27 protein-coding genes and 1 tRNA gene are annotated in these 24,770 nt (G+C 59.7%); 11 read left to right on the top strand and 17 right to left on the bottom strand.

The window, feature by feature from the left end; translation table 11 throughout:
- Window positions 1-145: 145 nt before the first annotated feature.
- The 3 genes from ntrC to dusB are packed head-to-tail and all read right to left on the bottom strand — an operon-like array spanning window position 146 to window position 3,800.
- Entirely contained in the window at window positions 146-1,615 is a 1,470-nt protein-coding gene (ntrC, locus tag LY631_RS18390; protein WP_274427054.1) for a nitrogen regulation protein NR(I), read from the bottom strand.
- On the bottom strand, window positions 1,612-2,760 hold the full coding sequence (locus LY631_RS18395; RefSeq protein ID WP_274427178.1) for a two-component system sensor histidine kinase NtrB: 1,149 nt from the start codon (window positions 2,758-2,760) through the stop codon (window positions 1,612-1,614). The genes ntrC and LY631_RS18395 overlap by 4 nt, the downstream gene beginning before the upstream one ends.
- On the bottom strand, window positions 2,760-3,800 hold the full coding sequence (gene dusB, locus LY631_RS18400; protein WP_274427055.1) for a tRNA dihydrouridine synthase DusB: 1,041 nt from the start codon (window positions 3,798-3,800) through the stop codon (window positions 2,760-2,762). Before dusB ends, LY631_RS18395 begins: the two co-directional genes overlap by 1 nt.
- Before the next feature lie 271 nt (window positions 3,801-4,071).
- Here dusB and LY631_RS18405 point away from each other — a divergent pair, with 271 nt between their 5' ends.
- Window positions 4,072-4,329 (top strand): YjhX family toxin, encoded by a 258-nt coding sequence (locus LY631_RS18405; RefSeq protein WP_274427056.1) that lies wholly within the window; start codon window positions 4,072-4,074, stop codon window positions 4,327-4,329.
- A 41-nt stretch (window positions 4,330-4,370) separates the two neighbouring features.
- Here the strand turns inward: LY631_RS18405 and LY631_RS18410 are convergent, their stop codons facing one another.
- Both LY631_RS18410 and LY631_RS18415 read right to left on the bottom strand, forming a co-directional pair.
- Window positions 4,371-4,802, bottom strand: a complete 432-nt coding sequence (locus LY631_RS18410) for a CBS domain-containing protein (protein ID WP_274427057.1) — start codon at window positions 4,800-4,802, stop codon at window positions 4,371-4,373.
- A 78-nt stretch (window positions 4,803-4,880) separates the two neighbouring features.
- Complete coding sequence (locus LY631_RS18415) at window positions 4,881-5,621, bottom strand: rhomboid family intramembrane serine protease (RefSeq protein WP_274427058.1); 741 nt, start codon at window positions 5,619-5,621, stop codon at window positions 4,881-4,883.
- 339 nt (window positions 5,622-5,960) lie between these two features.
- Here LY631_RS18415 and LY631_RS18420 point away from each other — a divergent pair, with 339 nt between their 5' ends.
- The 3 genes from LY631_RS18420 to LY631_RS18430 all read left to right on the top strand — a co-directional run bounded on the left by LY631_RS18420 (window position 5,961) and on the right by LY631_RS18430 (window position 8,255).
- The gene (locus LY631_RS18420; RefSeq protein WP_274427060.1) at window positions 5,961-6,587 is read left to right on the top strand and encodes a PAS domain-containing protein; all 627 of its coding nucleotides are present in this window, start codon (window positions 5,961-5,963) and stop codon (window positions 6,585-6,587) included.
- Between the two features lie 181 nt (window positions 6,588-6,768).
- Entirely contained in the window at window positions 6,769-7,362 is a 594-nt protein-coding gene (locus LY631_RS18425; protein ID WP_445082910.1) for a PilZ domain-containing protein, read from the top strand.
- A 284-nt stretch (window positions 7,363-7,646) separates the two neighbouring features.
- A complete protein-coding gene (locus LY631_RS18430; protein ID WP_274427062.1) occupies window positions 7,647-8,255 on the top strand; it encodes a transglutaminase-like cysteine peptidase in 609 nt (202 codons plus the stop codon).
- Between the two features lie 109 nt (window positions 8,256-8,364).
- On the opposite strand, the gene LY631_RS18435 is transcribed toward LY631_RS18430, so the two are convergent.
- The 7 genes from LY631_RS18435 to LY631_RS18465 all read right to left on the bottom strand — a co-directional run bounded on the left by LY631_RS18435 (window position 8,365) and on the right by LY631_RS18465 (window position 13,027).
- The gene (locus tag LY631_RS18435) at window positions 8,365-8,895 is read right to left on the bottom strand and encodes a gamma carbonic anhydrase family protein (protein ID WP_274427063.1); all 531 of its coding nucleotides are present in this window, start codon (window positions 8,893-8,895) and stop codon (window positions 8,365-8,367) included.
- A gap of 77 nt (window positions 8,896-8,972) precedes the next feature.
- Complete coding sequence (locus LY631_RS18440; RefSeq protein WP_274427064.1) at window positions 8,973-9,182, bottom strand: DUF3126 family protein; 210 nt, start codon at window positions 9,180-9,182, stop codon at window positions 8,973-8,975.
- Between the two features lie 114 nt (window positions 9,183-9,296).
- Window positions 9,297-10,118 (bottom strand): serine O-acetyltransferase, encoded by an 822-nt coding sequence (gene cysE / locus LY631_RS18445; protein WP_274427065.1) that lies wholly within the window; start codon window positions 10,116-10,118, stop codon window positions 9,297-9,299.
- 104 nt (window positions 10,119-10,222) lie between these two features.
- Window positions 10,223-11,092: an alpha/beta fold hydrolase gene (locus LY631_RS18450; protein WP_274427066.1), complete on the bottom strand. Its 870-nt coding sequence runs from the start codon at window positions 11,090-11,092 to the stop codon at window positions 10,223-10,225.
- Window positions 11,089-11,844, bottom strand: a complete 756-nt coding sequence (locus LY631_RS18455; protein ID WP_274427067.1) for an alpha/beta fold hydrolase — start codon at window positions 11,842-11,844, stop codon at window positions 11,089-11,091. Before LY631_RS18455 ends, LY631_RS18450 begins: the two co-directional genes overlap by 4 nt.
- 27 nt (window positions 11,845-11,871) lie before the next feature.
- Entirely contained in the window at window positions 11,872-12,348 is a 477-nt protein-coding gene (locus LY631_RS18460) for a DUF192 domain-containing protein (RefSeq protein ID WP_274427068.1), read from the bottom strand.
- Window positions 12,349-12,430: 82 nt separating this feature from the next.
- Entirely contained in the window at window positions 12,431-13,027 is a 597-nt protein-coding gene (locus tag LY631_RS18465; protein ID WP_274427069.1) for a cold-shock protein, read from the bottom strand.
- A 195-nt stretch (window positions 13,028-13,222) separates the two neighbouring features.
- Between LY631_RS18465 and LY631_RS18470 the strand changes: the two genes are divergently transcribed.
- Entirely contained in the window at window positions 13,223-13,663 is a 441-nt protein-coding gene (locus LY631_RS18470; RefSeq protein ID WP_274427070.1) for a VOC family protein, read from the top strand.
- A gap of 101 nt (window positions 13,664-13,764) precedes the next feature.
- Window positions 13,765-15,297 (top strand): acyl-CoA carboxylase subunit beta, encoded by a 1,533-nt coding sequence (locus tag LY631_RS18475; protein ID WP_274427071.1) that lies wholly within the window; start codon window positions 13,765-13,767, stop codon window positions 15,295-15,297.
- 79 nt (window positions 15,298-15,376) lie between these two features.
- Here the strand turns inward: LY631_RS18475 and LY631_RS18480 are convergent, their stop codons facing one another.
- Window positions 15,377-15,616: a hypothetical protein gene (locus tag LY631_RS18480; RefSeq protein ID WP_274427072.1), complete on the bottom strand. Its 240-nt coding sequence runs from the start codon at window positions 15,614-15,616 to the stop codon at window positions 15,377-15,379.
- A 219-nt stretch (window positions 15,617-15,835) separates the two neighbouring features.
- Here LY631_RS18480 and LY631_RS18485 point away from each other — a divergent pair, with 219 nt between their 5' ends.
- A complete protein-coding gene (locus tag LY631_RS18485) occupies window positions 15,836-16,069 on the top strand; it encodes a hypothetical protein (protein WP_274427073.1) in 234 nt (77 codons plus the stop codon).
- Between the two features lie 67 nt (window positions 16,070-16,136).
- Here the strand turns inward: LY631_RS18485 and LY631_RS18490 are convergent, their stop codons facing one another.
- Window positions 16,137-16,478 (bottom strand): hypothetical protein, encoded by a 342-nt coding sequence (locus LY631_RS18490; RefSeq protein WP_274427074.1) that lies wholly within the window; start codon window positions 16,476-16,478, stop codon window positions 16,137-16,139.
- A gap of 236 nt (window positions 16,479-16,714) precedes the next feature.
- Here LY631_RS18490 and pncB point away from each other — a divergent pair, with 236 nt between their 5' ends.
- A complete protein-coding gene (gene pncB / locus LY631_RS18495; RefSeq protein WP_274427075.1) occupies window positions 16,715-18,019 on the top strand; it encodes a nicotinate phosphoribosyltransferase in 1,305 nt (434 codons plus the stop codon).
- Between the two features lie 14 nt (window positions 18,020-18,033).
- Here pncB and cckA read toward each other — a convergent pair whose 3' ends face one another.
- On the bottom strand, window positions 18,034-20,619 hold the full coding sequence (cckA, locus tag LY631_RS18500; RefSeq protein WP_274427076.1) for a cell cycle histidine kinase CckA: 2,586 nt from the start codon (window positions 20,617-20,619) through the stop codon (window positions 18,034-18,036).
- 188 nt (window positions 20,620-20,807) lie between these two features.
- Between cckA and LY631_RS18505 the strand changes: the two genes are divergently transcribed.
- Window positions 20,808-21,521 carry a flagellar biosynthetic protein FliO gene (locus LY631_RS18505; RefSeq protein WP_274427077.1) on the top strand — a complete coding sequence of 238 codons (714 nt, stop codon included), beginning with the start codon at window positions 20,808-20,810 and terminating at the stop codon, window positions 21,519-21,521.
- A gap of 9 nt (window positions 21,522-21,530) precedes the next feature.
- Here the strand turns inward: LY631_RS18505 and glmU are convergent, their stop codons facing one another.
- Both glmU and LY631_RS18515 read right to left on the bottom strand, forming a co-directional pair.
- Window positions 21,531-22,895, bottom strand: a complete 1,365-nt coding sequence (gene glmU / locus LY631_RS18510) for a bifunctional UDP-N-acetylglucosamine diphosphorylase/glucosamine-1-phosphate N-acetyltransferase GlmU (protein WP_274427078.1) — start codon at window positions 22,893-22,895, stop codon at window positions 21,531-21,533.
- A gap of 68 nt (window positions 22,896-22,963) precedes the next feature.
- Entirely contained in the window at window positions 22,964-23,701 is a 738-nt protein-coding gene (locus LY631_RS18515) for a cytochrome c biogenesis CcdA family protein (protein WP_274427079.1), read from the bottom strand.
- A 207-nt stretch (window positions 23,702-23,908) separates the two neighbouring features.
- Between LY631_RS18515 and LY631_RS18520 the strand changes: the two genes are divergently transcribed.
- Together LY631_RS18520 and LY631_RS18525 are read left to right on the top strand one after the other, a co-directional pair.
- Window positions 23,909-23,984: transfer RNA gene (locus tag LY631_RS18520), tRNA-Lys, on the top strand.
- Between the two features lie 217 nt (window positions 23,985-24,201).
- Window positions 24,202-24,678, top strand: coding sequence for a DUF421 domain-containing protein (locus LY631_RS18525; protein ID WP_274427080.1), 477 nt, complete (start codon window positions 24,202-24,204; stop codon window positions 24,676-24,678).
- Window positions 24,679-24,770: the final 92 nt, after the last annotated feature.

Here is a 24,770-nt window from a genome sequence, read left to right on the forward strand (position 1 = left end):
TTGACAAGCCCCGGCGGACCACCGCGCGGGAACGAATAGGCGTGTGGGATTCGTAAGAAACTTCCACCCCACTCAATGGAAGGCGCGGCCTCACGATCGACCTCCCATCTACAAGAGCAGGAACGACGAGACGACAGGAGATCAATCAGGCTTGCGAATGCCGTCCGGAGTTGAAGACGTCGACGCCCAGTTCGCGAATTTTCTTGCGCAGAGTGTTTCGATTCAGCCCCAGCAATTCCGCTGCCCGGAGCTGGTTTCCCTGAGTTGCCGTCAGTGCGGCAAGGATCAGCGGATATTCCACTTCCGATACGATTCTCTGGTAGAGGCCCACGGGCGGGAGGTCGTCACCGAAGCCGCGGAAATAGCGCTGGAGATACTGCTCGACCGCTTGCCCCAGCGGCAAATCTTCCGGAAGGGTTGCGGCGTTCGGCTCCAGGTCGGAAAATCCGGAGCCGCTCAGCTCGTTGACGACGATTTCTTCCGAGATTTCTTCCTGCGGATAAAGCGCGGCAAGCCGCCGGACGAGATTTTCCAGCTCGCGCACATTTCCCGGCCACGAATAATGCATCATCGCATCGAGGCCCGCCCTGTTGATGCGCTTGGCCTGAAGGCCTTCCCGCTCCGCCAGACCGAAGAAGTGGCGGACCAGGTCCGGGATATCCTCCGCGCGCTCGCGCAGCGGCGGCAGGCGCAAAGGCACGACGTTGAGCCTGTAAAACAGATCCTCGCGGAAAAGCCCCTGATTGATCAGCGTGCGCAAATCCTTGTTGGTCGCAGCCACGATGCGCACATCAGTCTTGATCGGCGTGCGTCCACCCACGGTGGTGTATTCGCCCTGCTGGAGAACGCGCAGAAGTCGCGTCTGGGCCTCCATCGGCATATCACCGATTTCATCGAGGAACAGCGTGCCGCCATCTGCCTGCTCAAACCGGCCGGAGGAGCGATGCTGAGCGCCGGTGAAAGCACCTTTCTCGTGACCGAAAAGTTCGGACTCGATGAGGTCTCGCGGGATCGCCGCCATATTGATCGCCACGAAAGGACCGTCCTGCCGCCGGCCGAAATCATGCAGTGCCCGCGCCACAAGCTCCTTGCCGGTGCCCGACTCGCCATTGATCATGACGGTCAGATCCGTCTGCATCATGCGCGCAAGCATGCGGTAGATGTCCTGCATGGCGGGCGAACGGCCGATAAGCGGCATGGAGTCGGGAGCGTCCTCCGCCTTCGGCTCGGACTTCCTGGCTTTCTTCGGCTCCGAAAGCGCCCGGCCAACAATGCCCAGAAGCTCAGTCAGGTCGAAGGGTTTGGGGAGATACTCATAGGCCCCGCCCTCCGAGGCGCGGATCGCCGTCATGAACGTGTTCTGCGCGCTCATGACGATCACCGGCAGATCCGGCCGCGTTTTCTGGATGCGCGGCAGCATGTCGAAGGCATTCTCGTCCGGCATCACGACGTCGGTGATGACGAGATCGCCCTCGCCCGCCGCAATCCAGCGCCACAGCGTGGCGGCGTTGGAGGTCACGCGGACGTGATGGCCGACGCGCGAAAGCGCCTGGTTGAGAACCGTGCGAATGGCCGCGTCGTCGTCGGCGACGAGAATGCTGCCCGTTGTGCTCATGACCTGGAATCCGCTCGTTTTCGGTTAGCGGCGCGGGGGCCGGCGGGCTCATGCCAGGCGGGCATCAGAATGCGGAAAGTCGTGCCGCGCGAGGACGAGTCGCATTCCACGATGCCGCCGTGGGCGCCGACGATCTTGGCGACCAATGCCAGGCCAAGGCCCGAGCCGTTCGTCTTGCTGGTGATGAAAGGATCGAAGATGATCGATCGGATATCCTCCGGCACCCCCGGCCCGTTGTCGTGCACGCAAAATTCCAGAGGCAGCGAGACGCGCTCGCTCGTACCAGGCACCGAGAGGCGAATGCCAGGACGGAAAGCGGTGGTGAACCGGATTTCACCATCGCCTTTTCTTCCAATGGCTTCCGCCGCGTTCTTCGCCAGATTCAGGAAGACCTGGATAAGCTGGTCCCGATTGGCAAAGACCGGCGGCAACGAGGGATCGTATTCCTCCACGATCTCGATATCGCGGGCGAAACCGTTCCGCGCGATCGCCTTCACGTGGTCGAGAACGACATGGATGTTGATCGGCTCGCGCTCAACAGGTCGCTCATCCGAGAACACTTCCATGCGGTCGACCATCGCGACGATGCGGTCCGTTTCTTCCGTGATCAGCCGCGCCAGGCCTCGGTCCTCGTCCGAAACCACATTGTCCAAGAGCTGTGCCGCGCCGCGAATCCCCGACAGCGGATTTTTGATCTCATGCGCCAGCATGGCGGCAAGCCCCGTGACCGACCGGGCTGCACCGCGATGGGTCATCTGCCTGTCGATCTTCTCCGCCATCGTGCGCTCCTGCAGCATGATGACGGCTGCATCGGGTTTCTCGGTGACGGGAGCGACATAGATGTCGACGATCCGATCGGGCCCGAGACGCGGAGAGGAAAGGTCGACCCGGTACTCGTTGAAGGCCGAACGCTGTTCGCGCACCTGCTCCAGGAGCGATAGCAGCGGGCTGCCGAAAGGCACGAAATCGGCCAGTCGGCTGCGTGCTAACATCGTCGCCCCGAGTCCAAAAAAGCTCTCGGCCTCCACGTTGGCAAAGACAATATGCCCCTCGCTGTCCACCATGATCACCGGGAGCCCGATTGCGTTGATCACGGCCTGCGCGAGTTCCGTTTTGGCGCTGCCGGCTGCCGGCGTGCCTGCCATCATGCCACCAACCTTTGTTCGCCGGAGATTTCATCAAAGGCCTCCGGCAACTGCCGCAGAACCGCAGCAGGCTCCGTACCGGTCATGATCGCGCGGCGCACTTCGGCATCCGCACGGCCGAAACGGTCCATGTACCAGCCCAGATGCTTGCGCGCGTGGCGCATGCCCTGGCCGGGGCCGTAATGGGAAAGCATGTCCTCGTAATGAGCGGAAATGTAGTCGACCAGCGCGGCGGAATCCTGCGGCACGCCCGGTGCATCGTTGCCGGCGGCAAAATGGGCGAGCATGCCGGCCTTCCACGGCGCGCCATAATGAGCCCTGCCGATCATCACCGCGTCGGCGCCGGACTGGGCCAGCATAGAGGCGGCCTGCTGTGGTCCATCGCCATCGCCGTTGGCGATTACGGGAATGGAGACCGCCTGCTTGACCCGCGCGATCGCCTGCCAATTCGCCCTGCCCTTGTAAAACTGGCAGCGCGTACGTCCATGGATCGTCACCATCTGCACGCCGGCCTCCTCCGCCCTCTGCGCGATCATCGGTGCGTTGAGGCTATCCTCGTCCCAGCCGAGCCGCATCTTGACGGTGACCGGTACCCGAACCGCCTTGACCACCGCCTCGATGAGCGAAAGCGCATGGTCCGGCTCGCGCATGAGTGCCGATCCCGAGTAGCCGCCCGTTACCTTCTTTGCCGGGCAACCCATGTTGATATCGACGATATCTGCGCCGGCATCGACTGCGATCCTCGCCGCTTCGGCCATCCAGCGCGCTTCCCGGCCGGCGACCTGCACCATATGCACGTCGATGTTGGGCCGGCGGATGCGGCGTGCACTGTCCGCCCTGCCCTTCGCCAACTCGCCGCTCGCCACCATCTCGGAGACCACGAGCCCGGCGCCGTGAGCATGTGCCCGCAGGCGAAACGGCAGATCGGTGACGCCCGACATTGGAGCCAGAAAGACGCGATTGCGCAGTGTGACCGGGCCGACCTTGAGCGGCCTCGCGAGCTTTTCCACATTCTGATTAAAAGAAAGGCACCCGTTCATTGTGCCCAATTTCTATACACTATGGATTTGCAACGCAACGTCTTTTCCCGCTGTTCCCTGCCTGTAAGCCCCAGGCGGTGCTTTACGTGGCGCACCCGCTACGCTATTGCGATCACCGCTTCAAACGGAGTCTTGATGTCCAAACAGTCGGAGACCTGCTGAGGCCCTGATCCCGAAGGATCAGGGCGAAAACCGGAGCCCCGCGCAGCCTTGGCTGACGCGGCATCTGTATTGGCGCGCCTGCGCCACGGTTTTCCAGGACTTCGAACGAATGGATATCTCACGCGCGGAACAGCGCATCCTCCACATTCTCGCACAAGGGGGCCGCATCGATGTCGAGAAGGACGAGCGCGGCCGGATAGCCCAACTCCACTGCGTAACGCGTGACGGCTGGTACTTTCCCGGCCTCAATGTGAGGCTCTTTCGTAAAATCAAGCGAAAGAAGGCCATCGTCTCCCAGAACGGCGGGCCTTATCGAATCACGCAACGCGGGCTGAGGCTCGTGCGCTCCCAGCTCGACAACCGCTGAAAACGTGACGAGGTCGCCGCCCAAGCGGCGGCCTCCTTCACTCAGGCGCTGGCTATGTAGGTGCGAATATCCTCGGCCTCGCGTTCCACTTCTTGGATTCGGCGTTTGACCACATCGCCGATCGAAACGAGGCCGGCAAGTCGTCCGTTATCCTCTACCGGGAGATGTCGGAAGCGGCCTGCCGTCATCATCTGCATGACATCGTTCACAGTGTGGCTTTCACGGCAAACCTGCACGTCAGCCGTCATGATCTTTGAGACCGGCTGCTCGAGCACGATAGCGCCTTTCCGGCCGATCGCGCGCACAATATCGCGTTCCGATAGAATGCCGTCGATGCGCATCTTGTCATTCGTGACGACTACGGCGCCAATGCCGTGGTCGGCAAGAAGCGCAGCGGCTTCTGCTAAGGTCTTGTCCGCGGGGATGGTGGTTACCGCGCGGCCCTTTTCATCCAGGATGGCCTTCACCGTCATCGCGATCTCCTATCGCTTCCAATTTCCCGGTGTCCGGGATGACCGATGGTGCGCCGAGCCGACCGGCTTTGCAAGATGTCACACGGGATAGTGGTGTTCGGGCCGTTTACGGTCGAAAGCGTGAATAAAAAAGAAGCCAACGAGAAAACCGCCGATATGGGCCTCCCAAGCGATCCGCGGGCTGTCTCCGATGCCGGAGGTAAGGCCGACAACAAGATTGACCGCCATCCATACGACCAGGAACACCACCGCTATGCGCGAGCGGAACACCATTGGCAGCGGAAGAACCGGGCCTGCGAAGGCTGCTCTCCCCTCTGTGCGGTCGATGCGGAAGCCGAACCGGGCGGCCGCCCCCATCATTCCCGAGATGGCACCGGAAGCGCCCACGAGCGGCAATATATCATACGGATGAAGGATGAAATGAAGAAAGACGGCGGCAAGCACCGTCGCTCCCCAGAAGAGCAGGAACCGTGCCGTGCCGATTCGATTTGCCAACGGAGAGCCAAAGGCGGCAAGCCAGATCATATTGATCGCCAGGTGAGCCACTCCCCCATGCAAAAAGGCGTAAGTAAGCGGGCTGAGAAACGCATAAATATCGAGTGGCAGGCCACTGGTGTAGCGCATGGGTATGAACGCAAACCGCGCCAGCACCTCCACGTTGCCGGACGGGCTCAAGACATAGACACGCACCAGGTGAACGGCCACGCAGACCGCGATCAGGAGCGTCACCACCCCCGGCATGTTGAAGATGGGTTCGCGGCGGCGCGGTTCGGTTTCTAAGTCCGTCTCTTCGTCGTGGGAGGAGTTGGTCTCGGTCATTCGGTCTGCCGCCTGCGGATTTGTCAGAGTGCTGCGGTAACAGAGATAGGGACAAAACAGAAGCCGCCCAGCGTTTCCGCTGGACGGCTTTCGGTCGAGCCCCACTGCTTAACCTTGGAACCGCGGGCGCTGCCGTCGGTTATCGTTTTGTTTACCGTAGTATGTGGCAGCGATTATCCGTTCATGCAACGTCAACCTTTTGTTAACCCTAACAAACCGTTCCCGTGCAAAAGGCGGATCAAGACTGGCACAGAACCTGCTTCTTCGGTCATCTAGAGTGAGTGGGACCTCTCCTGTTCGCTTTTGAAACGGGAACGCAGTCACAATGGACAGGCAGGCATGAATCAGGACGGATCAATGGCTCTGTTCCAATATTGGAACAGGCTACGCGGCAGGCGGCCCGCGCCGCTGCGAACAGAGATCGAACCCGCCGAGATCAAGCAATTGCTCGCAGACACATTTATTCTGGAGCGCGGGGATCATGGCGAGACAGCTTTTCGCCTGGCCGGCACACGCATGTGCGCAATCTATGGCAAAGAGCTAAAAGGGCATCTCTTCCCGTCCTTGTGGGCTCGGAAAGATACACAAGCAATCAATCGGCTTGTCGATCACGTGTCGAAGGACAACGCCGTTTGCGTCATTGCCTACGAGGGTGCGACACGTGACAGCCGGATCAACAACTTTGAAATGATTTTGTTGCCGCTCGCGGGCAAGGGTGAGCGCCCACGCTTTCTGGGCACCGTTCAGCCGCTCATGAAACCGTTCTGGCTCGGCGCCGATCCAATCGTGGAAAACAAGATCGGTAGCTTTCATTTTGTGAACCCGGAAGAGATGGTGGCTGCACCCCTCCGTTCGACCATCAATAGCCCTTCCCTTTCGCCGGATGGCGAATTGATGGCCGCGGAAACTGAACAAGGACGTCGCATTCGGCATCTGGTCGTCTACCAGGGCGGACGAGCCGGATAGATCTCGGCCGAGGTTGAATATCGGATTTCCACGCGACCTTCCTCTCATGAGGCTGGTGCGAACCTCCCGTTCAGACCAGCGCATTACGCGATCTTAACCGTTGTAAAGATAGGCTGCTGCCGATTGCCAGTGGACAGGCTGCGCAATCGGAAAGTGGAACGTTACGGTGAATCCTGCGGTCATGAACCCGATCCCCCCACGCCCGGAAAGGCGCAGATTTCAGCGCGTAGAGGTCACGATTCACGGTCGTTACATGTTGCAGGACCGCTCTGAGTACCCCTGTCGGGTGACGAACATGTCGCCCGGTGACCTCTCAATGACAGCTGAAAAGACCGGTGCCGTAGGTGAGCGCGTGGTAGCCTATCTGGACCATGTCGGGCGTATCGAGGGTGTCATCACGCGTATGACGGATGATGGCTTCGCCATGACCATAAGCGCCTCGGAACGAAAACGGGACAAGCTTGCGGCTCAATTGACCTGGCTTGCCAACCGACATGAGTTGAACCTTCCGGAAGACCGCCGCCACGAGCGTATTATCCCGAACAATCCGCTCACCACTCTTCGACTGCCGGACGATCAGCAATATCGCTGCCGGATCGTCGACCTTTCCGTCTCCGGCGCGGCAATCCAGGTCGATGTCAAACCGGAACTCGAAACCCCTGTGTTTCTCGGGGCCGTGCGCGGCCGGGTGGTCCGACATCTCGATAACGGTATTGCCGTCGAGTTCGCTGTCATCCAGGAACACGACGCGTTGCAGGACGGCATACCCGTCTAATCCAACAGCCCAACACCTCGTTCGACATATTCCTCCCACTTCCATGGCCATCCATGGTGGCAGGCGTCGATCATATCGCGCTTTCCTTAAATTTGATTCCCATATGGGATTCAGGAAAGATTTACCATGGTAATTCGCAATAACTATTGCAGTTAATCCACCGTTTAATCTCGTTTTCCCGAATGGTTATCAACTTGTATAAAATTTGATCTTATTTCTACTTCTGTTTTTTGCGCGGTATAAATTCAGAGATGCCATTGTCGCTTCCGAACGGGGAGACGACAATGAATAAAGCGAAGACCAGTCCGCGAGTGGCGACGTTTGCGTTTCTGCTTTCAGCCTTTGCGGCAAATGCCCAAGCGGGTACGGATTTCATGGCCACAGGCGGAATTACCTCGCAACCTGTAGGCCATTACGAATTTTGTCAGCGTCATCCCGAGGAATGCAGTCGGACTACGTGGCGTGTATCGCCCGTCAACCTGACGCCGGCGCTGTGGGAAACGATTGTCGAGGTCAACAACGCGGTAAACAGATCGGTGATGCCGCGCACGGACATGGAACTTTGGGGTATCGAGGAGTACTGGTCCTATCCCGATATCTACGGCGACTGCGAGGATTATGTTCTGGAGAAACGTCGTCGGCTGATGGAAGCCGGCATTCCAGGCAGCAACCTGCTGGTTACCGTGGTTCTCCAGCCGAATGGCGACGGGCACGCGGTCCTTACCGTCAACACGCATATGGGCGACTATGTGCTCGATAATATGGAGGCGCGCGTCCTGCCATGGTCCGAGACGCCTTACGAGTATCTCAAGCGCCAGTCAGAGCACCATAGCGGCAAATGGGTAAGCATCGAACACGGTCGCGACGTGCTCGTCGGCAGCGTATCCCAATAGGAACATCGGAAAACCCGGTCGAGTCCCCACCTCCCCGTCCCCAACGACCGGGTCAGGAGCCGGCCCTTCCCCGGGCCGGCTCCGCTTATTTCAGGTAAAGGAGCTGTGCTTACGACCTGAGGGCAAGGCCCCGGCGAAAGCGCCGGTCGTTTTCGACATAATGGGTGGCAGAAGCTCGCAGGTTGGCGATTGCCGCATCGTCAAGCTCGCGTATCATTTTGGCAGGTGAACCGACGATAAGAGACCGGTCTGGAAACGTCTTGCCTTCCGTCACCAGTGCGCCCGCACCAACCAGGCTGTCACGGCCGATCCGGGCGCCGTTCAAGACAATGGCGCCCATTCCGATCAGAGAATTGTCTCCGACCGTGCAGCCATGCAGCATTGCGCGGTGCCCGATCGTGCAACCCCGCCCGACCGTAAGCGGGTAACCCATGTCGGTGTGCATGATCGTGTGTTCCTGCACATTGGTTTCATCGCCGATTGTGATCGGCTCATTGTCGCCGCGCAGGACCGAGCCGAACCAGATGCCCACAGCGCGACCGATATGAAGGTGCCCTATGAGCGACGCGTCCGGCGCGATCCAGACCGTTTCCTCATCTGCAAATTCCGGAGCTACATTGTCGAGTGTATAAATCGGCATGGAAACGGCCTCTCCCGAGTGTCAAAGACCAGGATACGGCGCGATGCACAATCGCGGCAAGGCGAACGGACGTTTGATCAGTCGAGATCGATGTCCAGGATCGCCATGGAGAAATTGTAGGAAAGCTCGCCCTCCTCCTCGTCACGAAAGATGATACCAAGGAACTCGTCACCAAGGTAGAGCTCGCAAGAATCGTCCTTGCGCGGGCGCGCCTTGACCATCAGGGAGGCGTTCTGGAACGTGCGTTTGAAATACGCGTCGAGCTTTCTGAGTTCTTCCGGCTTCAACAAACTTCTCCGCTGTTCGGGGGGTGGCCGCAGCGCTTCTGACACGGGGGCGGCGCGGCTGTAAAGTCCGCTGGCTGCCCTGCCCCACGAAAACCCCGGCTTTCCACCGCTAGGTCATTCTCCTCCCTGCAAGAGCTGATCCATCGCGCGTGAGGGTTCCTCGCATCCAGCTTCCCCGATAATGCGCGCCGGCACGCCGGCCACCGTCTTGTTCGCCGGCACCGGTTTGACCACCACTGAGCCGGCGGCCACCTTGGTGCAGTGGCCGATCTCGATATTGCCGAGGATTTTCGCCCCAGCGCCGATAAGCACACCGTGGCGGATCTTGGGATGGCGGTCCCCCATTTCCTTGCCCGTCCCACCCAGGGTCACATCCTGCAGAATGGAAACATTATCCTCCACCACGGCGGTTTCGCCAACCACCAGGCCGGTCGCATGATCGAGGAAGATGCCTTTGCCGATCTTTGCTGCCGGATTGATATCCGTCTGGAACACGGAGGAAGAGCGGCTTTGCAGATAAAATGCGAAGTCGTGCCGGCCCTGCTCCCAAAGCCAATGGGCCAGCCGATACGTCTGGATGGCGTGAAAGCCTTTGAAATACAGAACGGGCATGATGAACCGGTCACAGGCCGGATCGCGGTCGTAGTAAGCCTGGATGTCGACGCGCACCGTCGTGCTCCAGTCCGACGTGTCGTCACGCATGGCCTGGAAAGTCTGCCGGATGAGATCCGCGCTGACATCCTGATGGTCGAGACGCTCGGCCACCCGGTGGATCACCGCATCTTCGAGCGCTTTATGATTGAGGACCGTCGAATACAAAAACGCGGCGAGGAGCGGATCTTTCTCCACTGCCTCCTGAGCCTCGGAGCGGACGGCGGACCAGATGGGATCCATCTGTTGCGGCGCATCGGGGCGAAGGGCGTGTCTGGCCGTCATCAGGCTTCTCCATGCTGCGAACGTACCGGCTCACATGAACATAGAATACCCGGCCGCTCGATTGAACCGCAAATTACTTGAACAATCATCAAGCGAAATTGATTTCAGGCCGCTTTATCGCCCGTGAGAAAATCAAGCACCGCCTCGGAAAAGGCGTCGTTGCGGTCACCGGCGACCATATGGCCGGCGCCGCGAACATCGACATAGGAGGCTGTGGGAGTGCGATCGACAAACTCGCGCGCGTACTCCTCCTGGACCAGCTCCGATTGGACGCCGCGCACCAGCAAGACTGGAAGGGCGAGATTCGGAAGGGCCGCCATGATCCTCTCCATGAACGGGGCTGAGCCCTGATCGATGTTCTGTTCGCCCTTGATGAATGCAGGATCCCAATGCCAGCGGTAGCGCCCGTCCGCATCCAGGCGCAGATTCTTGCGCAGTCCCTCCAAAGAGCGCGGCCGCCGGCGGTGCGGAAGATAGGCGGCAACCGCGTCGGCAGCCTCGTCCAGCGTGGCAAACCCCTCCTCCATTCGGGCCCCCATGAATTCCTGGATGCGCGCAACGCCCTCCGGATCCATGCGAGGCGTGATGTCGACGAGGACGAGAGATTCCAGAAGGTCTGGCGAACCGATCTGTGCCGCAAGGGCGGCAAGCCCGCCAAGGGACGCGCCGACAATCGATGGGCGTACCCTGAAATGCTCCTCTACTTGCAGGGCGACGGCGTTCGCATCTTCTGCAAAATGGGCGAATGTGTAATTACCGCTCACGACCCAGGCGCTTTCGCCGTGGCCGCGCTGATCGACCGTGATGGCGCGCATACCGTGCCCGGCCAGGCGCTGGGCCGTGGTGTCCCATGCGCGGCGGGTCTGGCCGCCGCCGTGGAGGAAGATGACGGGGTGGCCCTTTCCATCCCAGATCGTGCCCACCAGGCTGTTGTCTTCGGCCCCGGTAAACGCGATCGTTTCCGCGGCAATCATAGCGGATTCTCTTCCAGGAACTGGAGTGCCCGTTTCTTGAACGACTTGTCGCCGACCGACAGCATGTGATCGCGGCGCTCTATGGCGAATGCCTCGCCGTGCGGCAGGAGTTCGGCGAGCGTCTCCGGCGCGCCGGCAATGTCGTCCTTCGTGCCGACGGCGACGAGGGCCGGCTGGGTTATGCGACCCATCTGCTCCGGCGTAAGAAGTTCGCGCGAGGTGGATATGCAAGCGGCGAGTGCGCGGCGGTCGCTCTTCGTCTGGTCCGCGAAGTCGCGGAACATGCGGCCGCGCTCATCCGGGATAGTCTCGGGATCTTCCGCCAAGAGCGCGTCGGCGATCGTGTCCCAGGCGCCAACACCCTCGACCATACCCGCCCCCAAGCCGCCAAAGATGGCCGTGGCAACGTTGCCGGGGTATTCCAGTGCGAGAAACGCGGTGATACGCGCGCCCATGGAATAGCCCATGACGTGGGCTCGTTCAATCTTGAGGTGGGCGAGGAGTGCGGCCGCATCACCGGCCATTCTGGATGGGGTGTAGTCGTCGGGTTCGTGGCTTTTCGAGGACTGTCCGTGACCGCGATTATCCAACGCGATCACCCGGTATCCGGCATCCGTCAATGTCTTCACCCAACCGGGCGTGATCCAGTTGACGAGGTGGTTTGAGGCGAAGCCATGGATGAGAAGAATCGGATCGCCCTTGCCCTCATCAATGAAGGCGATGTCGAAGCCCTCGTTCGTAAAAGTCTGCATGCTCGCCGGTGTCCCCTGCCAAAACAGTCAATCAGTCGCCCCGGCAACGGCATCGATCAGCGGATGGCGCAAGCGGGTGCCGACCTCGATGCCGGATTTCTGCGCGGTTCCGGCCTTCAATTCAAGGACAAACTGGGCCTCGACCGGCGGAGCAATAGCATCGGTCGAAAATGGCTCGCCCTGTTCGATCGCCCGGACCATCCCGTCCTCGCCGATAAACAGGAGGTCGAGCGGCATGGGCGTATTCTGCATCCAGAAGCTGCGGCGCCGGCTGTCATCGAAGAAAAACAGCATGCCGCGATCATCGGGCATGTCGCGGCGGAACATCAGCCCCCTTGCTCGCTCAGCCGGTTCCCTTGCGATTTCTATCGAGAACGCCTTTCCGTCATCCGCCGCTTCGGCGACCAAGGGATCGGGATGCACCGGCAGGCGCATTGGCTCTTGCGCCTGCGCGCTCGCCGTCAGCAAGGTGAAGATAGCAACAAGATGAAGGATGTAGCGCATTGCCAGCTCCGATACGGGCAGAGAATGCTTCTGATTACCCGCTGCAGAAGGAATATGCCAGCCCAGCACTGTGCGCGGGGACTTAGTGTGAGACCGGCAATGTTCCCAAGTCAGGATGGACTTCAGCCGCCATGAGACCTTTCTCACCACGCCCATAACGCACGAGCACGACCTGGCCGGGGCGCAACTCGGTGACGCCGAAGCGGCGAAGCGTCTCCATATGGATGAAAATATCTTCCGTCCCTTCACCGCGCGTGAGAAAGCCGAAACCCTTCTCGCGGTTGAACCACTTGACGAGCGCGCGCTCCAAACCGCTTTCAGGAGTCACGCTAACATGGGTGCGCTGTGTCTGGTCCTCGGCGGGGTGCGTTGCCGTGGAATTGTCCATCGACAACACTTTGAACGCCTGCATCCCCTTCTCGCCCTGCTTTGCGAGGCAGACGACGCGGGCGCCGGTCAGCGCAGTCTGATATCCGTCGCGCCGGAGGCAGGATACGTGAAGAAGAACATCCCCTGTTTCCGGCCTATCGGGTAGAACAAACCCGAATCCCTTGGCGACATCGAACCACTTGATGTTGCCGGAGACCTCGATCAGCTCCGACCTATCCTCCGTCTTCCCAGCTCCCCGGGCCAGTTCACCCCCAGCAAGCTCACGCGCTGTCGAGGAATTATCCCCCATCAGATCTTGCCTTCCCTAGTCCGCCGGACTGATTCTATTTCCGAAGGATAGCATCGTAGGTTCATGAGTTAGCAAGACCTGTCCGGGGGGTTTTCAACAATACCCGGATTCATCTCCCGGTTTCGGTCAAGGGAACCGTTGCCGGGAGCGGTATTTGCGCTCTATCTTGCCGCAGACCGAAATGAAGGAGCTGTTATGCGTTATCTGCACACAATGGTCCGTGTCCGCGACATCGACGAATCGCTCGATTTCTACTGCAACAAGCTCGGACTCGTGGAAAAACGGCGGATCGAAAACGAAAAGGGCCGCTTCACACTGATCTTCCTTGCTGCACCAGAGGACGTGGAATCCGCCGAGGCCAACAGGGCTCCCCTGGTCGAGCTAACCTATAACTGGGACCCCGAGGAATATCAGGGCGGACGCAATTTCGGCCATCTCGCCTATGAAGTGGACGACATTTACGAGGCGTGCCAGCGGCTGATGGACGGCGGCGTGACGATCAACCGGCCGCCCCGGGATGGCCACATGGCATTCGTGCGGTCGCCGGATGGCATCTCCATTGAGCTTCTGCAAAAGGGCGAAGCCAAACCCAAGGCGGAACCGTGGGCCTCGATGGAGAATACCGGGGCATGGTAGGGGATTAGGATAAATAAAGGACCAGGCATTAGGGCGTGGGGCCACCCTTTCTCTGTTACCCTACCGCCCTGTTGCCATACTGCCTTAACCCGGGGAGGAACATGAAAGAGGTTCTGAAGGAGCTTGAAAGGCGTCACGCTGCCGCACGCATTGGCGGCGGAGAAAAGCGGATTGAACAGCAGCACGCCAAGGGAAAGCTGACAGCTCGTGAACGGCTGGAGGTTTTTCTTGACGAGGGCTCCTTCGAGGAGTTCGGCATGTTCGTCGAACACCGCTCCAGCGGTTTCGGCATGGAGAAGACCAAGATCTCGGGCGACGGTGTCGTCACCGGTTGGGGAACGGTCAACGGCCGCACCGTCTTTGTCTTCGCGAAGGATTTTACCGTCTTCGGCGGCTCGCTGTCGGAGGCACACGCCGAAAAGATCATGAAAATTCAGGATATGGCGCTGCGAAACCGGTCGCCGATCATTGGGTTCTATGACGCCGGCGGTGCGCGTATCCAGGAGGGCGTGGCCGCGCTCGGCGGCTATGCAGAAATTTTCCAGCGCAATGTGCTTGCCTCGGGCGTGATTCCGCAGATCTCCGTCATCATGGGCCCGTGTGCTGGCGGGGATGTCTACTCTCCGGCCATGACAGACTTCATCTTCATGGTGCGTGACAGGTCCTACATGTTCGTGACCGGACCGGATGTGGTCAAGACGGTCACCAACGAAACAGTGACAGCCGAAGAACTAGGTGGCGCCCGCGTCCACACCACGAAATCTTCCATCGCGGACGGCGCCTATGACAATGATGTCGAGGCGCTTTTGCAGATGCGCCGGTTAATTGATTTCCTGCCTGCCTCGAATACGAGCGAGATTCCGCAAATCGAATCTCACGCTCCCGTCGAGGACATGGACCGGTCCCTCGATCGGCTGGTTCCCCCCAACGCAAACCAGCCCTATGATATCAAGGAAGCGATCCTGAAGACCACGGACGAAGGCGATTTCTTCGAAATTCAGGAAAGCTTCGCCAAAAATATTGTTACCGGTTTTGGCCGGGTGGAAGGCCGGAGCGTGGGGTTCGTTGCAAACCAGCCCATGGTGCTTGCGGGCGTGCTCGACTCGGACGCCTCGCGAAAGGCGGCGCGCTTCGTACGCTTTTGCGATTGCTTCAATATCCCGCTCGTTACCTTTGTGGATGTGCCTGGATTCCTGCCAGGGACCGGCCAGGAATATGGCGGCCTGATCAAGCACGGGGCCAAGCTCCTTTTCGCCTATGCGGAGGCCACCACACCCAAGATTACGGTGATTACGCGCAAAGCGTTCGGCGGTGCGTACGATGTCATGGCATCCAAACACCTGCGCGGCGACGTGAACTATGCCTGGCCGACGGCGCAGATTGCCGTAATGGGCGCCAAGGGCGCGGTTGAAATCATTTTCCGCAAGGACATCAATGATGCGGAAAAGATTGCCGCGCACACACGCGATTATGAATCGCGCTTCCTCTCGCCTTTTGCCGCCGCCGAGCGGGGCTATGTGGATGAAGTGATCATGCCTCGCTCAACCCGCCGCCGTATAGCGCGCGCCCTGCAAATGCTGCGCAACAAGGACCTCCACAACCCCTGGAAGAAGCACGACAATATTCCGCTTTAACGACGGATAGCGCCAAGGCCGCTCCACTTGCGGCTTCACTCAAGTCCATCGGCTTCGAACATTTCTCGGGGCTCGTTTTCTATCCGCTTTTACCGTTCGCGGTGGAATCCGGGCGGTCGAAAACAACCGGGGCATTGAGCGCCAGAGCAGTCGCCAAAACCTGGCCTTCCAGTTCCTTCAGGCTAACACCTTTCTGGCCATGTTGCTCGTGCATCTTCATGGCAATGGCAGACACGTTGACAACGCCTTCGCGTTTCAACGCCTCTTTTACGGTCGCGTGAAGATCGAGCGCCAGTTCGCCCGAATGCCGCCTTGCCATGAAACCTCCATACCCGTGCCGCGAAGAGCATAAGACAACATAACGCGGGGCGCAATTATTTTTCTTTTATTTTCAATTATTTAGCCATTTTCTCACGTCGCGTCGTTTGATGAGCATGAGGCACTTACTCATTTTGATGTCTTGACTAAATATTGAGACATGATCATCTTCTTTCGTTGCTCTTAGCCTGACGGTAGAAAGCGTCTAAAGGAGGGGTAAGTGACCGCACTTGAGCGCGCGGAACGTTTGCAAGTAATGCTCAACGAGGATGAAATGCAGGCTCTAGACGATTTCCGGTTCGAGAATCGGATGCCAAGCAGAGCGGCGGCGGTGCGCGAACTGCTACGTCGCGGTCTCTCGTCCGGGGGCTTTCTTAAGGCGGCCGCCGGCGCGAAATCTCAAGACTTCGGGGTTATAGGGTCAGCAGTTTATACGGAGAGCTCGAACGACTGAAAACAAGCGGGCGCCAATGCCCGCTCGCAGCATTTCCGGCAGCTATATTGCGATAGCTCAATCGGGTTCAGAAGAGACGCGGCGGCACGAAGAGACAGATCGTACGCGAGTCGTCTTCTCCGGCTATCGAACACCAATGATAGATGCCATCCGGCGAAATCCGAACACGGCGGTCATCATAGTCTACCACTTCACCAGTTGGACCAATCTCATATCCCTCTGGGCCCTCTTTCACCATACTCGCCGGAACCTCCCGGCAATCCTGATTGGAGCAACAGGCGTGAGGGTACACCCAGCCGGATGCCGCCTGGTGCGCGCCTGCCACGGACGATATGGCAGGAATGACAAACGGTATAAGAAAAACCACGGCGACGCCGCGGGACGACCGTGTTGAGCAGGAGCCTCGCATGGCTATCCCTCAAGGTTGTCCTCCCATCGTGATCTTGTCCGACGATCTATAGAGAATCCGGACCGCGCGGCAATTTAACGCACCCTGGTCCGCTTTGTTCCACTGCCCGCGGGAATGCCGTCCGGTTGTTCATTGACATTTTGCGTCGGCGGGTGTGGGTTTCACCAGCAGAGAGCCGATGGCTACAGCCGGTCCGGTTTCTACTGGCCGGAGCGGATCAACAAGCCGGATGAGTCATGACAAAAACAGACATTGCCCGCCGGGTTTATAACCACACCTGGAAGCTGGACCCGATCATCCGTAGCCTTCTGGACACGGATTTTTACAAGTTCCTGATGCTGCAGATGGTCTGGGGGCTTTATCCTGACGTCAACGCGACATTCTCGTTGACGAACCGCAATAAGCAGGTCCGGCTGGCCGACGAGATCGATGAGGGAGAGCTGCGCGAACAGCTCGACCATGCGCGGAACCTGCGATTTACCAAGAAGGAGATGATCTGGCTGGCCGGTAACAGCTTCTATGGCCGCAAACAGATCTTTCAGCCCGAGTTCCTGAAGTGGCTTGCTGATTTCCGCTTGCCCGAATATGAGCTTCGCCGGCGCGACGGTCAGCTCGAGCTGAGCTTTCACGGAAGGTGGATGGAAACCACAATGTGGGAGATTCCGGCGCTGGCCATCATCAACGAATTGCGTTCACGCGCCGCGATGCGCCATCTCGGACCGTTCGCGCTGGATGTTCTTTACGCGCGCGCCAAGGCCAAGGTCTGGTCGAAGGTGGAGCGGCTGAAGGAATACCCTGATCTCAGGATTTCCGACTTCGGCACCCGCCGCCGGCATTCATTCCTATGGCAACGCTGGTGCGTGGAGGCGCTGAAGGAGGGCATCGGTGCCTCTTTCACCGGCACCTCGAATGTGCTGCTCGCCATGGACTCGGACCTGGATGCTCTGGGTACCAATGCGCACGAGTTGCCCATGGTTCTCGGTGCATTGGCAGAGAATGACGATGAACTGAAGGAGGCCCCGTATCGGGTACTGGAGGATTGGCAGAGCTACTATGGCGGCAATCTGCTGATCGTTTTGCCGGATACCTTTGGGACCGACGCCTTCCTGCACAAGGCGCCGGATTGGGTGGCCGACTGGACCGGCTTTCGCCCGGATAGCGCCCCCCCGATCGAGGGCGGAGAGCGCATTATCGAATGGTGGAAGGAGCGCGGCCGCGATCCCCGGGAAAAACTGCTGATCTTTTCCGATGCCCTGGATGTCGAGACCATCATCAAAGCATTTCAGCATTTTCAAGGGCAGGTGCGCATGGCCTTCGGGTGGGGCACCAATCTCACCAACGATTTCGAGGATTGTGCGCCGGAGAAAATCGACCGGCTGAAGGCAATTTCACTGGTCTGCAAGGTCAGCGATGCGAATGGCCGGCCGGCGGTGAAACTTTCCGACAATCCCGAGAAGGCAATCGGACAGCCCAAAGACATCAAGCGTTATCTCGATGTGTTCGGCCAGCAAAATCGTGTGCGTCATCCGGTAGAGGTGTAGCACGGGCGGCCGGCTCACCCCTCTTTTTCAAGCATCTCTTTTACAACGGTTGCGAGCTGCTTGAGCGAGAACGGCTTTGGCAGGAAGCCGAAGATCGCGTCTGAAGGCAAGTTCTTGGCAAAGGCGTCTTCCGCATACCCGGAAACGAAGATGAATTTGATGTTCGGCTGGACCTTGCGCAACTCCCCGAGAAGCGTGGGACCGTCCATCTCCGGCATGACCACGTCGGAGACCACGATATCGACTTTGCCATCGAGCTCATTGAAAATTTCCAGCGCTTCCGTGCCGGAGCTCGCCTCGTGCACCTCATAACCGCGGGAGGACAGCGCTCGCACGCCACCCATGCGCACTGCATCCTCGTCTTCCACCAGCAAGACGCGGGCCGAGCCGGACAGATCCCGGTTGGGGCCGGCAAGCTTCTGACCGTTCTCCGCCTCCTGGTTCGCCGCCTCCTGCTCGGCCTCGGTGGGAATATAACGCGGCAGGAAAATGCGGAATGTCGTCCCCTCGCCCATTGCGGAGTCGCAATAGATGAAACCGCCGGTCTGCTTCACGATGCCGTAAACCATTGAAAGACCGAGGCCGGTTCCCTTTCCGATCTCCTTTGTGGTGAAGAAGGGTTCGAAGATTTTCTTCTGCGTCTCCGCATCCATGCCCGTGCCGGTGTCTTCCACCTCCACGACCGCGTAATCGGTCGGTGCCAACCCAGGATAATCCAGCTGCACGGCCTCGTCAGCCGTCACGTTGCGCGTGCGGATTGTCAGCGCACCACCTTCCGGCATGGCGTCGCGGGCGTTGACAGCCAGATTGACGATCACCTGCTCGAATTGGCCGAGATCCACTTTCACCGGCCATAGGTCACGGCCGTGCTCGACCTGGAGCTTCACCTCGTTGCCGACCAGGCGTGAAAGCAGCATGCGCAGATCGGCAAGCACGTCCGTCAGGTTGAGCACTTCCGGCCGCAACGTCTGTCGCCGCGAGAAAGCCAGAAGCTGGCGTACGAGCGAAGCCGCGCGATTGGCATTCTGCTTGATGTTCATGATGTCCGGGAAAGACGGATCGGACGGCCGATGATTGGTGAGCAACAGGTCCGAGGCCATGATGATGGCCGTCAGCACGTTGTTGAAATCGTGCGCAATCCCGCCGGCGAGTTGACCGACCGCCTGCATTTTCTGACTCTGCGCCATCTGCGCTTCGAGCGCTTTCTGCTCCGTCGTCTCAACGGCGTAGACGATCGCGGCTTCCTCAGCGCCCTCGCTCGCTCCACCGCTGTGGTCGGCCACGGCGTTGACGTAAAAGCGCATGTGGCGCTCTTCGTTGTCCGGCAGAACAGTGTCTATCGGCGCAATCTCGGCCTGGTGCTGCTTGGCCTTCTCCAGGGCAACGGCAAAGCCTTCGCGGTCACGCTCATGCATGACGGAATCGAGGCGGATGCGACGGTCGAGCGCGTCGCGGTCGACGACGCTGGAAAACAAGGAGAGGAACGGCGCGTTAGTGCGCAGGATGCGGCCATTGCTGTCCACGCTCGCAATCGCCATGGGGGTTGAGTTGAAGAAGCGTGTGAAGCGGACCTCGGAGGCGCGCAGATCGGCCGAGGCATCCTCGCCCTCCGTGCGGTTGAGCACGATGGTGCGCGTCGGGCCCGGCGTGCCGTCGCGGGTTGCCGTGACCCGGTGCATGAAGCGCACCGGCAAGATCTCGCCGTTGATCGTGGCGAGATCGAGATCGATGACAGCGTTGCGTGTCGTGCCCTCTTCCGCCTTGACCGACTGGATCAACGCCATGCCGTCGCCAGCGATGATATCGGGGAGCTTCAGCGCGCCCGGCACGAAACTGGCAAGGTCGACCCCAAGCCACTCTGCAAGCGTTGCGTTGATGTATGTGACACGGCCATCGGCATCGGCCGCGAAAAAGCCGGCGGGCGCATGATCAAGGTGATCGATCGCCTTCTGCAGGTCGAGAAAGAAGCGCTCCTGCTCGGCACGCTCGTCTGATATATCCGTGATTGACCAGGCGGAAAGCGGCTTGCGTCGGCCCGGTACCTTGAAGCTGCGCGCCCAGGCGCGATACCAGCGCGCGCCCGGCTCCGCGCCGGGGCGGATGGGGCGGGAAAGGCGAAATTCACCGTCGCCGGAGCGCCCGTCGCGCAAACCGGCGGCCAGCCGTTCGATTGTGGGTGCTGCTTCGGAATTGTCGGACAGCATTGACTCGACCGTCTTCACGTCCGCAGCGGAGGTCGCACCGGTCAATTCCGCATAGGCGCGATTCGCATAGAGCGGCCGGCCCTTCCTATCCGTGACCAGAAGCCCCTCGTCCATCGAATCGATGAACGCCCTGGAGAGTTCGTCGCCGGTGGAGCGCGGGGCAATCTGTATGAAACCGATTGCGCTGGCGAAAAGATACCCGACCCCGATCATTGCCAGAACACCGAGAATCCCGAGCAGGAAGTCCTCACCCAGCCTGTCGTGGAAAAGCGCGAACACGAGTGCCGAGCCGGTAAGTACCGCGATGAAGATGATCAGCCGTGTGATAACACCGGGCCGCGTCCCCTGATCGATGACGGGTGCAGAGTCCATTTCGCCGCCATTTTGATTGGCCATTCGCTTTCTGCCTGTCATGCCACCGCAAGGAGGCCCCAACTCTCTTCCCGCATATATCAGGGCTGTCACAGTGTGCAAGTTCGCGAGACCGGCCGGCCACAGCTCATCCGCGCGATGCCTTTTTATTTCCGTCTTGCCGTGTAACAAGCCGCTCCGTACTCTTTTATACAGCTGTTTGGAGAACCGCGATGAGTGAACTGTTGGCGGGTGAAGGATATCTGACCGCGCTGCTTTGGACATTTGGCGCCCTTGCCCTTCTCGTCATCCTTCTTGTTGCGGTGCGCAGGATGCGCGGGTTCAACACAGGTTCGTTGATCTCCGGCGGGCGCGGGCGGTTGCCCCGCCTCGGTGTCGTCGAGGCCGCAGCCGTCGACAATCAGCGCCGCCTTGTACTCGTGCGGCGCGATAACGTGGAGCATCTGATTCTGATCGGTGGGCCGAGCGACATAGTCGTCGAGCCACAGATACAGCAGCCGCAGCCATCCCGGCAGGCGCCCAAAGCTGCCGCACAAGTTGCACCTCCGGTTCAGCGGAGCGACCCCGCACCCGCTCGGCCGGCGCAGCCCCCCGCCCAGCAGTCTCCAGCTGCGCCTGCAGCCACTGCGAATAGTCCCGAGCGACGGGAGCCGAGCTTTACGGGTCAAACGCAACAGCGCGAGGCGCCCGTTACCCGCTCATCGACCGCCGCCCAGGCGGCGACACCCTCACAAGCACAAAAACGGGTCGGCATGGAGCAAGAGCCTGCCGCTCCCGAGAGCAAAGAGGAGGTTTTGTTGAGGCACGTCGACTTGTCGGTTGACGAGATCAAGAGCGTCGCGTCGAACGGAGGCACAGAGCCTTCGGTCGACGACGAAATGAGCCGGCTTCTGGACGAGATCTCGGAGCTGAAGGACAGAGGCTGACGCCCTGCCCTACTTCCCGGCTTTCTTTGCTGCCTCGAGTTTCTCGCGCATTTCGCGGCCGCGCCCTTCCTTTGTCGCCTGGCGCGCCCGGCCAAAAACGAGCGCGTCGTCCGGAACATCGTCGGTAACGACGCTGCCCGATGCCACGTAGGCCCCTGCGCCGATCGTCAACGGCGCGACCAGAGATGAATTCGTGCCAATAAAGGCTCCGGCTCCGATTTCCGTGCGATGTTTGTTGAAGCCGTCATAATTGCAGGTGATCGTGCCGGCGCCGATATTCGCTTTCTCGCCCACCACGGCGTCACCGATATAGGCTAGGTGGGGCACCTTCGCGCCCGGCTCGATTCGCGACTTTTTCACCTCGCAGAAATTGCCGATCTTGGCGTTCTCCATGATCCGGGCCTGCGGCCGCAGCCGCGCGAACGGACCGATTTCCGCGCCCGCTTCGATCACCGCACCTTCGAAATGGCAAAATGCGTGGATCTGCGCACCTTCGCCGACGCGAACGCCCGGCCCGAACCAAACGTTCGGCTCGACAACGGTATCGGCGCCGATGTCTGTGTCATAGGAAAGATATACGGTTTCCGGCGCGATCAGCGTCACGCCATCGAGCATCAATTGGAAGCGCCTTCTTGACTGCCAGATGGCTTCGGCCTCGGCCAATTCGGCGCGGTTATTGATGCCTAGCGCATCCTCGAAGGAGGCTTCCACCGCAGCGACCGACAGCCCCTTCTGATTCGCGACTTCCACAATATCCGTGAGATAATATTCACCCTTGGCGTTCTGATTGCCGATGCTATCCAGCAGGTCGATCGCATGCCTGCCGGCAATAGCCATCATGCCTGCATTGCAGAATGTGATCCGCCGCTCTTCTTCCGAGCAATCCTTGTCCTCCCGAATCGCCGCCAACACACCCTTATTCTCGATCAAGCGCCCATAGCCATTCGGCCGGTCTGTGCGGAATCCCATAATGGCAACATCCACGCCGCCGGAAAGACGCGCACGCAAGGCGGAAAGCGCTTCCGGCGCAACCAGAGGCGTGTCCCCGAACATGACCAACACATCATCATAGCCGCGTTCGATGGCGGGCCGTGTGGCAAGTACCGCATGCGCGGTGCCAAGGCGCTCTTCCTGGGTAAACGCTTCAGGTATTTCATCACCGTCCGAGAAAGCCGCCACGGCCGCGCGGACGTGCTCAGCGCCGCTGCCGATTACAACGGCCAGCGCGTCGGCGCCCGCCGCCCTTGCGGTGTTCATCACATGGCCTACCATCTCCAGCCCGGCGATTTTATGCAGCACCTTCGGCAGGTTGCTTTTCATGCGGGTGCCCTCGCCGGCGGCGAGAATGACGGCGAGGCAGCTACGTGTCGTCATGAGTATCTGGTCCGTACGTCTCTTGCAGAATCAAGTTGATCTGTAGCACTGCGCCGCGCAGGCTCCAATCAGCCAAGCCGGCCGAGAGCGGGAAATGCCTCCAAAAGCCAGAACGCCATACTCTCCATTCCTCCAGTCAGGAACAGGACACCGGCGAGGACCAGAAGGCCGCCCATTACTTTTTCCACCCGGCCCAGGTGCACCCGGAAACGCTTCAAAAACCGCATGAACGCGTCGGAAAACATTGCCGCAATGAGGAAGGGTATGCCTAGCCCCGCTGAATAGACACCCAGCATCAACGCCCCCTCACCCACTGTGTCGCGCCCGCCCGCCAGCGTCAGAATCGGGCCAAGGACCGGGCCGATGCAGGGCGTCCATCCGAAAGCAAAGGCAAGCCCCATGACATAAGCCGCTCCCAGACTGGCTGGATGGCCGCCAGCTTGAAAGCGTGCTTCGCGCGACAGGAACGGGATTCGTATGATCCCCAGGAAGTTAAGCCCCATCAAGATGATAACGACACCGGCAACCATCGCAAGCTCGCGCTGCCAAGCGCGCAAGATCGCACCCATTGTGGAAGCCCCTGCCCCCAAAGCGATAAAGACGGTCGAAAACCCGATCACGAACGCAAGTGCTGCGGCCAGAAGGGCCAACCGCGTGTTGCCCGGTGTCTCGGCCTTGCGGAAATCATCCACCGAAACGCCCGCCATATAGCAAAGGTATGGCGGGACCAGAGGCAACACACATGGGGATAGAAATGAAATCGCACCCGCAAACAGCGCGCTCGTATAGCCGATATCAATCGCCATATACCCTTTTCCTGCCGTCGTACTCTCGGCTCACATATAACCGCGGGGCGGCACATGCTCCAATCACCATCTCGTGGCATACCGCCGCAGCGCCATCGTCCTCCCAAAAAACCTCAACCGACCGACAATCCGCGCCTTTTCCAGTTGACCAAAGAAATCCACCTCACTATGTTCCGCCGCACTTCAAGAGGCCGACACGCCTTGCTCGAGCGCGTAGCTCAGTTGGTAGAGCAACTGACTTTTAATCAGTAGGTCCAGGGTTCGAGCCCCTGCGCGCTCACCAGAAGATCGAGAAATACAACATTTTGGCTTTGGGAGCGGCGGAGACAATCTGCCCGCTGCTCATCCGTGCTAAGCCCGCCATTGCGAGCGCCTGGGCACGGTCGCCCATTGCCTCCGCCTAGCACAACCAATCTCTCTCCCATGACCCTAGTCGCTGTTTGCGATCGGAACTCTGCCTTTCAGGAGCCGTTTTCATTCCTTTAGCAAAGGGGCTCATGATGACGGATCCACTCTTCTTCGACAGTTGGATGGGGCTTCTGCGAACGCTGATTGTCGGTTCGGCCGCCTATTTCCTGCTCATCCTGTTGCTCAGGGCTTCGGGCAAGCGCACCTTGAGCAAGATGAACGCGTTCGATTTTGTAATCACCGTGGCATTGGGCTCGACGCTTGCGACGGTGCTTCTCAACAAGAGCGTTCCCCTCGCGGAGGGTGTCATAGCACTTGCGCTGCTTATCTATCTGCAGTGGGCCATCACGTGGAGCTCGGTGCGTTTCGATCGAATCCAGGGAGTGGTGAAGGCTGAGCCAACTCTACTGGTCAGGGATGGAGAATACCTGGAAAATGCAATGCAGCGTCAACGCGTGACACGAGAAGAGATATTGGCCGCGGTGAGGCAAAGCGGCAAAGCTGAAATTTCCGCAGTCGATTTGGTCGTGCTTGAGACCGACGGGTCGTTGAGCGTCATTCCGCGTTAGCCGCTGCGCCAGATGCTCGCCTCGTATTATCGATGTACAGCCAGCCCAGCGAGAGCGACGGGACGGCCACTTTCAGTCAGCAAGGTTCAGAG

This window comes from Chelativorans sp. YIM 93263, assembly GCF_028767125.1.
Classification (GTDB): domain Bacteria; phylum Pseudomonadota; class Alphaproteobacteria; order Rhizobiales; family Rhizobiaceae; genus Chelativorans.

What these genes read in the sequence shown, in the direction of transcription:
- LY631_RS18425 (WP_445082910.1), top strand. Translation starts at nt 6,769, where the DNA reads ATGAACCCGATCCCCCCACGCCCGGAAAGGCGCAGATTTCAGCGCGTA.
- cckA (WP_274427076.1), bottom strand. Translation starts at nt 20,619, where the DNA reads ATGGCCAATCAAAATGGCGGCGAAATGGACTCTGCACCCGTCATCGAT.
- LY631_RS18525 (WP_274427080.1), top strand. Translation starts at nt 24,202, where the DNA reads ATGACGGATCCACTCTTCTTCGACAGTTGGATGGGGCTTCTGCGAACG.
- LY631_RS18410 (WP_274427057.1), bottom strand. Translation starts at nt 4,802, where the DNA reads ATGACGGTGAAGGCCATCCTGGATGAAAAGGGCCGCGCGGTAACCACC.
- LY631_RS18480 (WP_274427072.1), bottom strand. Translation starts at nt 15,616, where the DNA reads ATGGCAAGGCGGCATTCGGGCGAACTGGCGCTCGATCTTCACGCGACC.
- LY631_RS18505 (WP_274427077.1), top strand. Translation starts at nt 20,808, where the DNA reads ATGAGTGAACTGTTGGCGGGTGAAGGATATCTGACCGCGCTGCTTTGG.
- LY631_RS18420 (WP_274427060.1), top strand. Translation starts at nt 5,961, where the DNA reads ATGAATCAGGACGGATCAATGGCTCTGTTCCAATATTGGAACAGGCTA.
- LY631_RS18515 (WP_274427079.1), bottom strand. Translation starts at nt 23,701, where the DNA reads ATGGCGATTGATATCGGCTATACGAGCGCGCTGTTTGCGGGTGCGATT.
- cysE (WP_274427065.1), bottom strand. Translation starts at nt 10,118, where the DNA reads ATGACGGCCAGACACGCCCTTCGCCCCGATGCGCCGCAACAGATGGAT.
- LY631_RS18450 (WP_274427066.1), bottom strand. Translation starts at nt 11,092, where the DNA reads ATGATTGCCGCGGAAACGATCGCGTTTACCGGGGCCGAAGACAACAGC.
- LY631_RS18415 (WP_274427058.1), bottom strand. Translation starts at nt 5,621, where the DNA reads ATGACCGAGACCAACTCCTCCCACGACGAAGAGACGGACTTAGAAACC.
- glmU (WP_274427078.1), bottom strand. Translation starts at nt 22,895, where the DNA reads ATGACGACACGTAGCTGCCTCGCCGTCATTCTCGCCGCCGGCGAGGGC.
- dusB (WP_274427055.1), bottom strand. Translation starts at nt 3,800, where the DNA reads ATGAACGGGTGCCTTTCTTTTAATCAGAATGTGGAAAAGCTCGCGAGG.
- ntrC (WP_274427054.1), bottom strand. Translation starts at nt 1,615, where the DNA reads ATGAGCACAACGGGCAGCATTCTCGTCGCCGACGACGACGCGGCCATT.
- LY631_RS18490 (WP_274427074.1), bottom strand. Translation starts at nt 16,478, where the DNA reads ATGCGAGGCTCCTGCTCAACACGGTCGTCCCGCGGCGTCGCCGTGGTT.
- LY631_RS18475 (WP_274427071.1), top strand. Translation starts at nt 13,765, where the DNA reads ATGAAAGAGGTTCTGAAGGAGCTTGAAAGGCGTCACGCTGCCGCACGC.
- LY631_RS18455 (WP_274427067.1), bottom strand. Translation starts at nt 11,844, where the DNA reads ATGCAGACTTTTACGAACGAGGGCTTCGACATCGCCTTCATTGATGAG.
- LY631_RS18430 (WP_274427062.1), top strand. Translation starts at nt 7,647, where the DNA reads ATGAATAAAGCGAAGACCAGTCCGCGAGTGGCGACGTTTGCGTTTCTG.
- pncB (WP_274427075.1), top strand. Translation starts at nt 16,715, where the DNA reads ATGACAAAAACAGACATTGCCCGCCGGGTTTATAACCACACCTGGAAG.
- LY631_RS18405 (WP_274427056.1), top strand. Translation starts at nt 4,072, where the DNA reads ATGGATATCTCACGCGCGGAACAGCGCATCCTCCACATTCTCGCACAA.
- LY631_RS18465 (WP_274427069.1), bottom strand. Translation starts at nt 13,027, where the DNA reads ATGGGGGATAATTCCTCGACAGCGCGTGAGCTTGCTGGGGGTGAACTG.
- LY631_RS18435 (WP_274427063.1), bottom strand. Translation starts at nt 8,895, where the DNA reads ATGCCGATTTATACACTCGACAATGTAGCTCCGGAATTTGCAGATGAG.
- LY631_RS18470 (WP_274427070.1), top strand. Translation starts at nt 13,223, where the DNA reads ATGCGTTATCTGCACACAATGGTCCGTGTCCGCGACATCGACGAATCG.
- LY631_RS18460 (WP_274427068.1), bottom strand. Translation starts at nt 12,348, where the DNA reads ATGCGCTACATCCTTCATCTTGTTGCTATCTTCACCTTGCTGACGGCG.
- LY631_RS18395 (WP_274427178.1), bottom strand. Translation starts at nt 2,760, where the DNA reads ATGGCAGGCACGCCGGCAGCCGGCAGCGCCAAAACGGAACTCGCGCAG.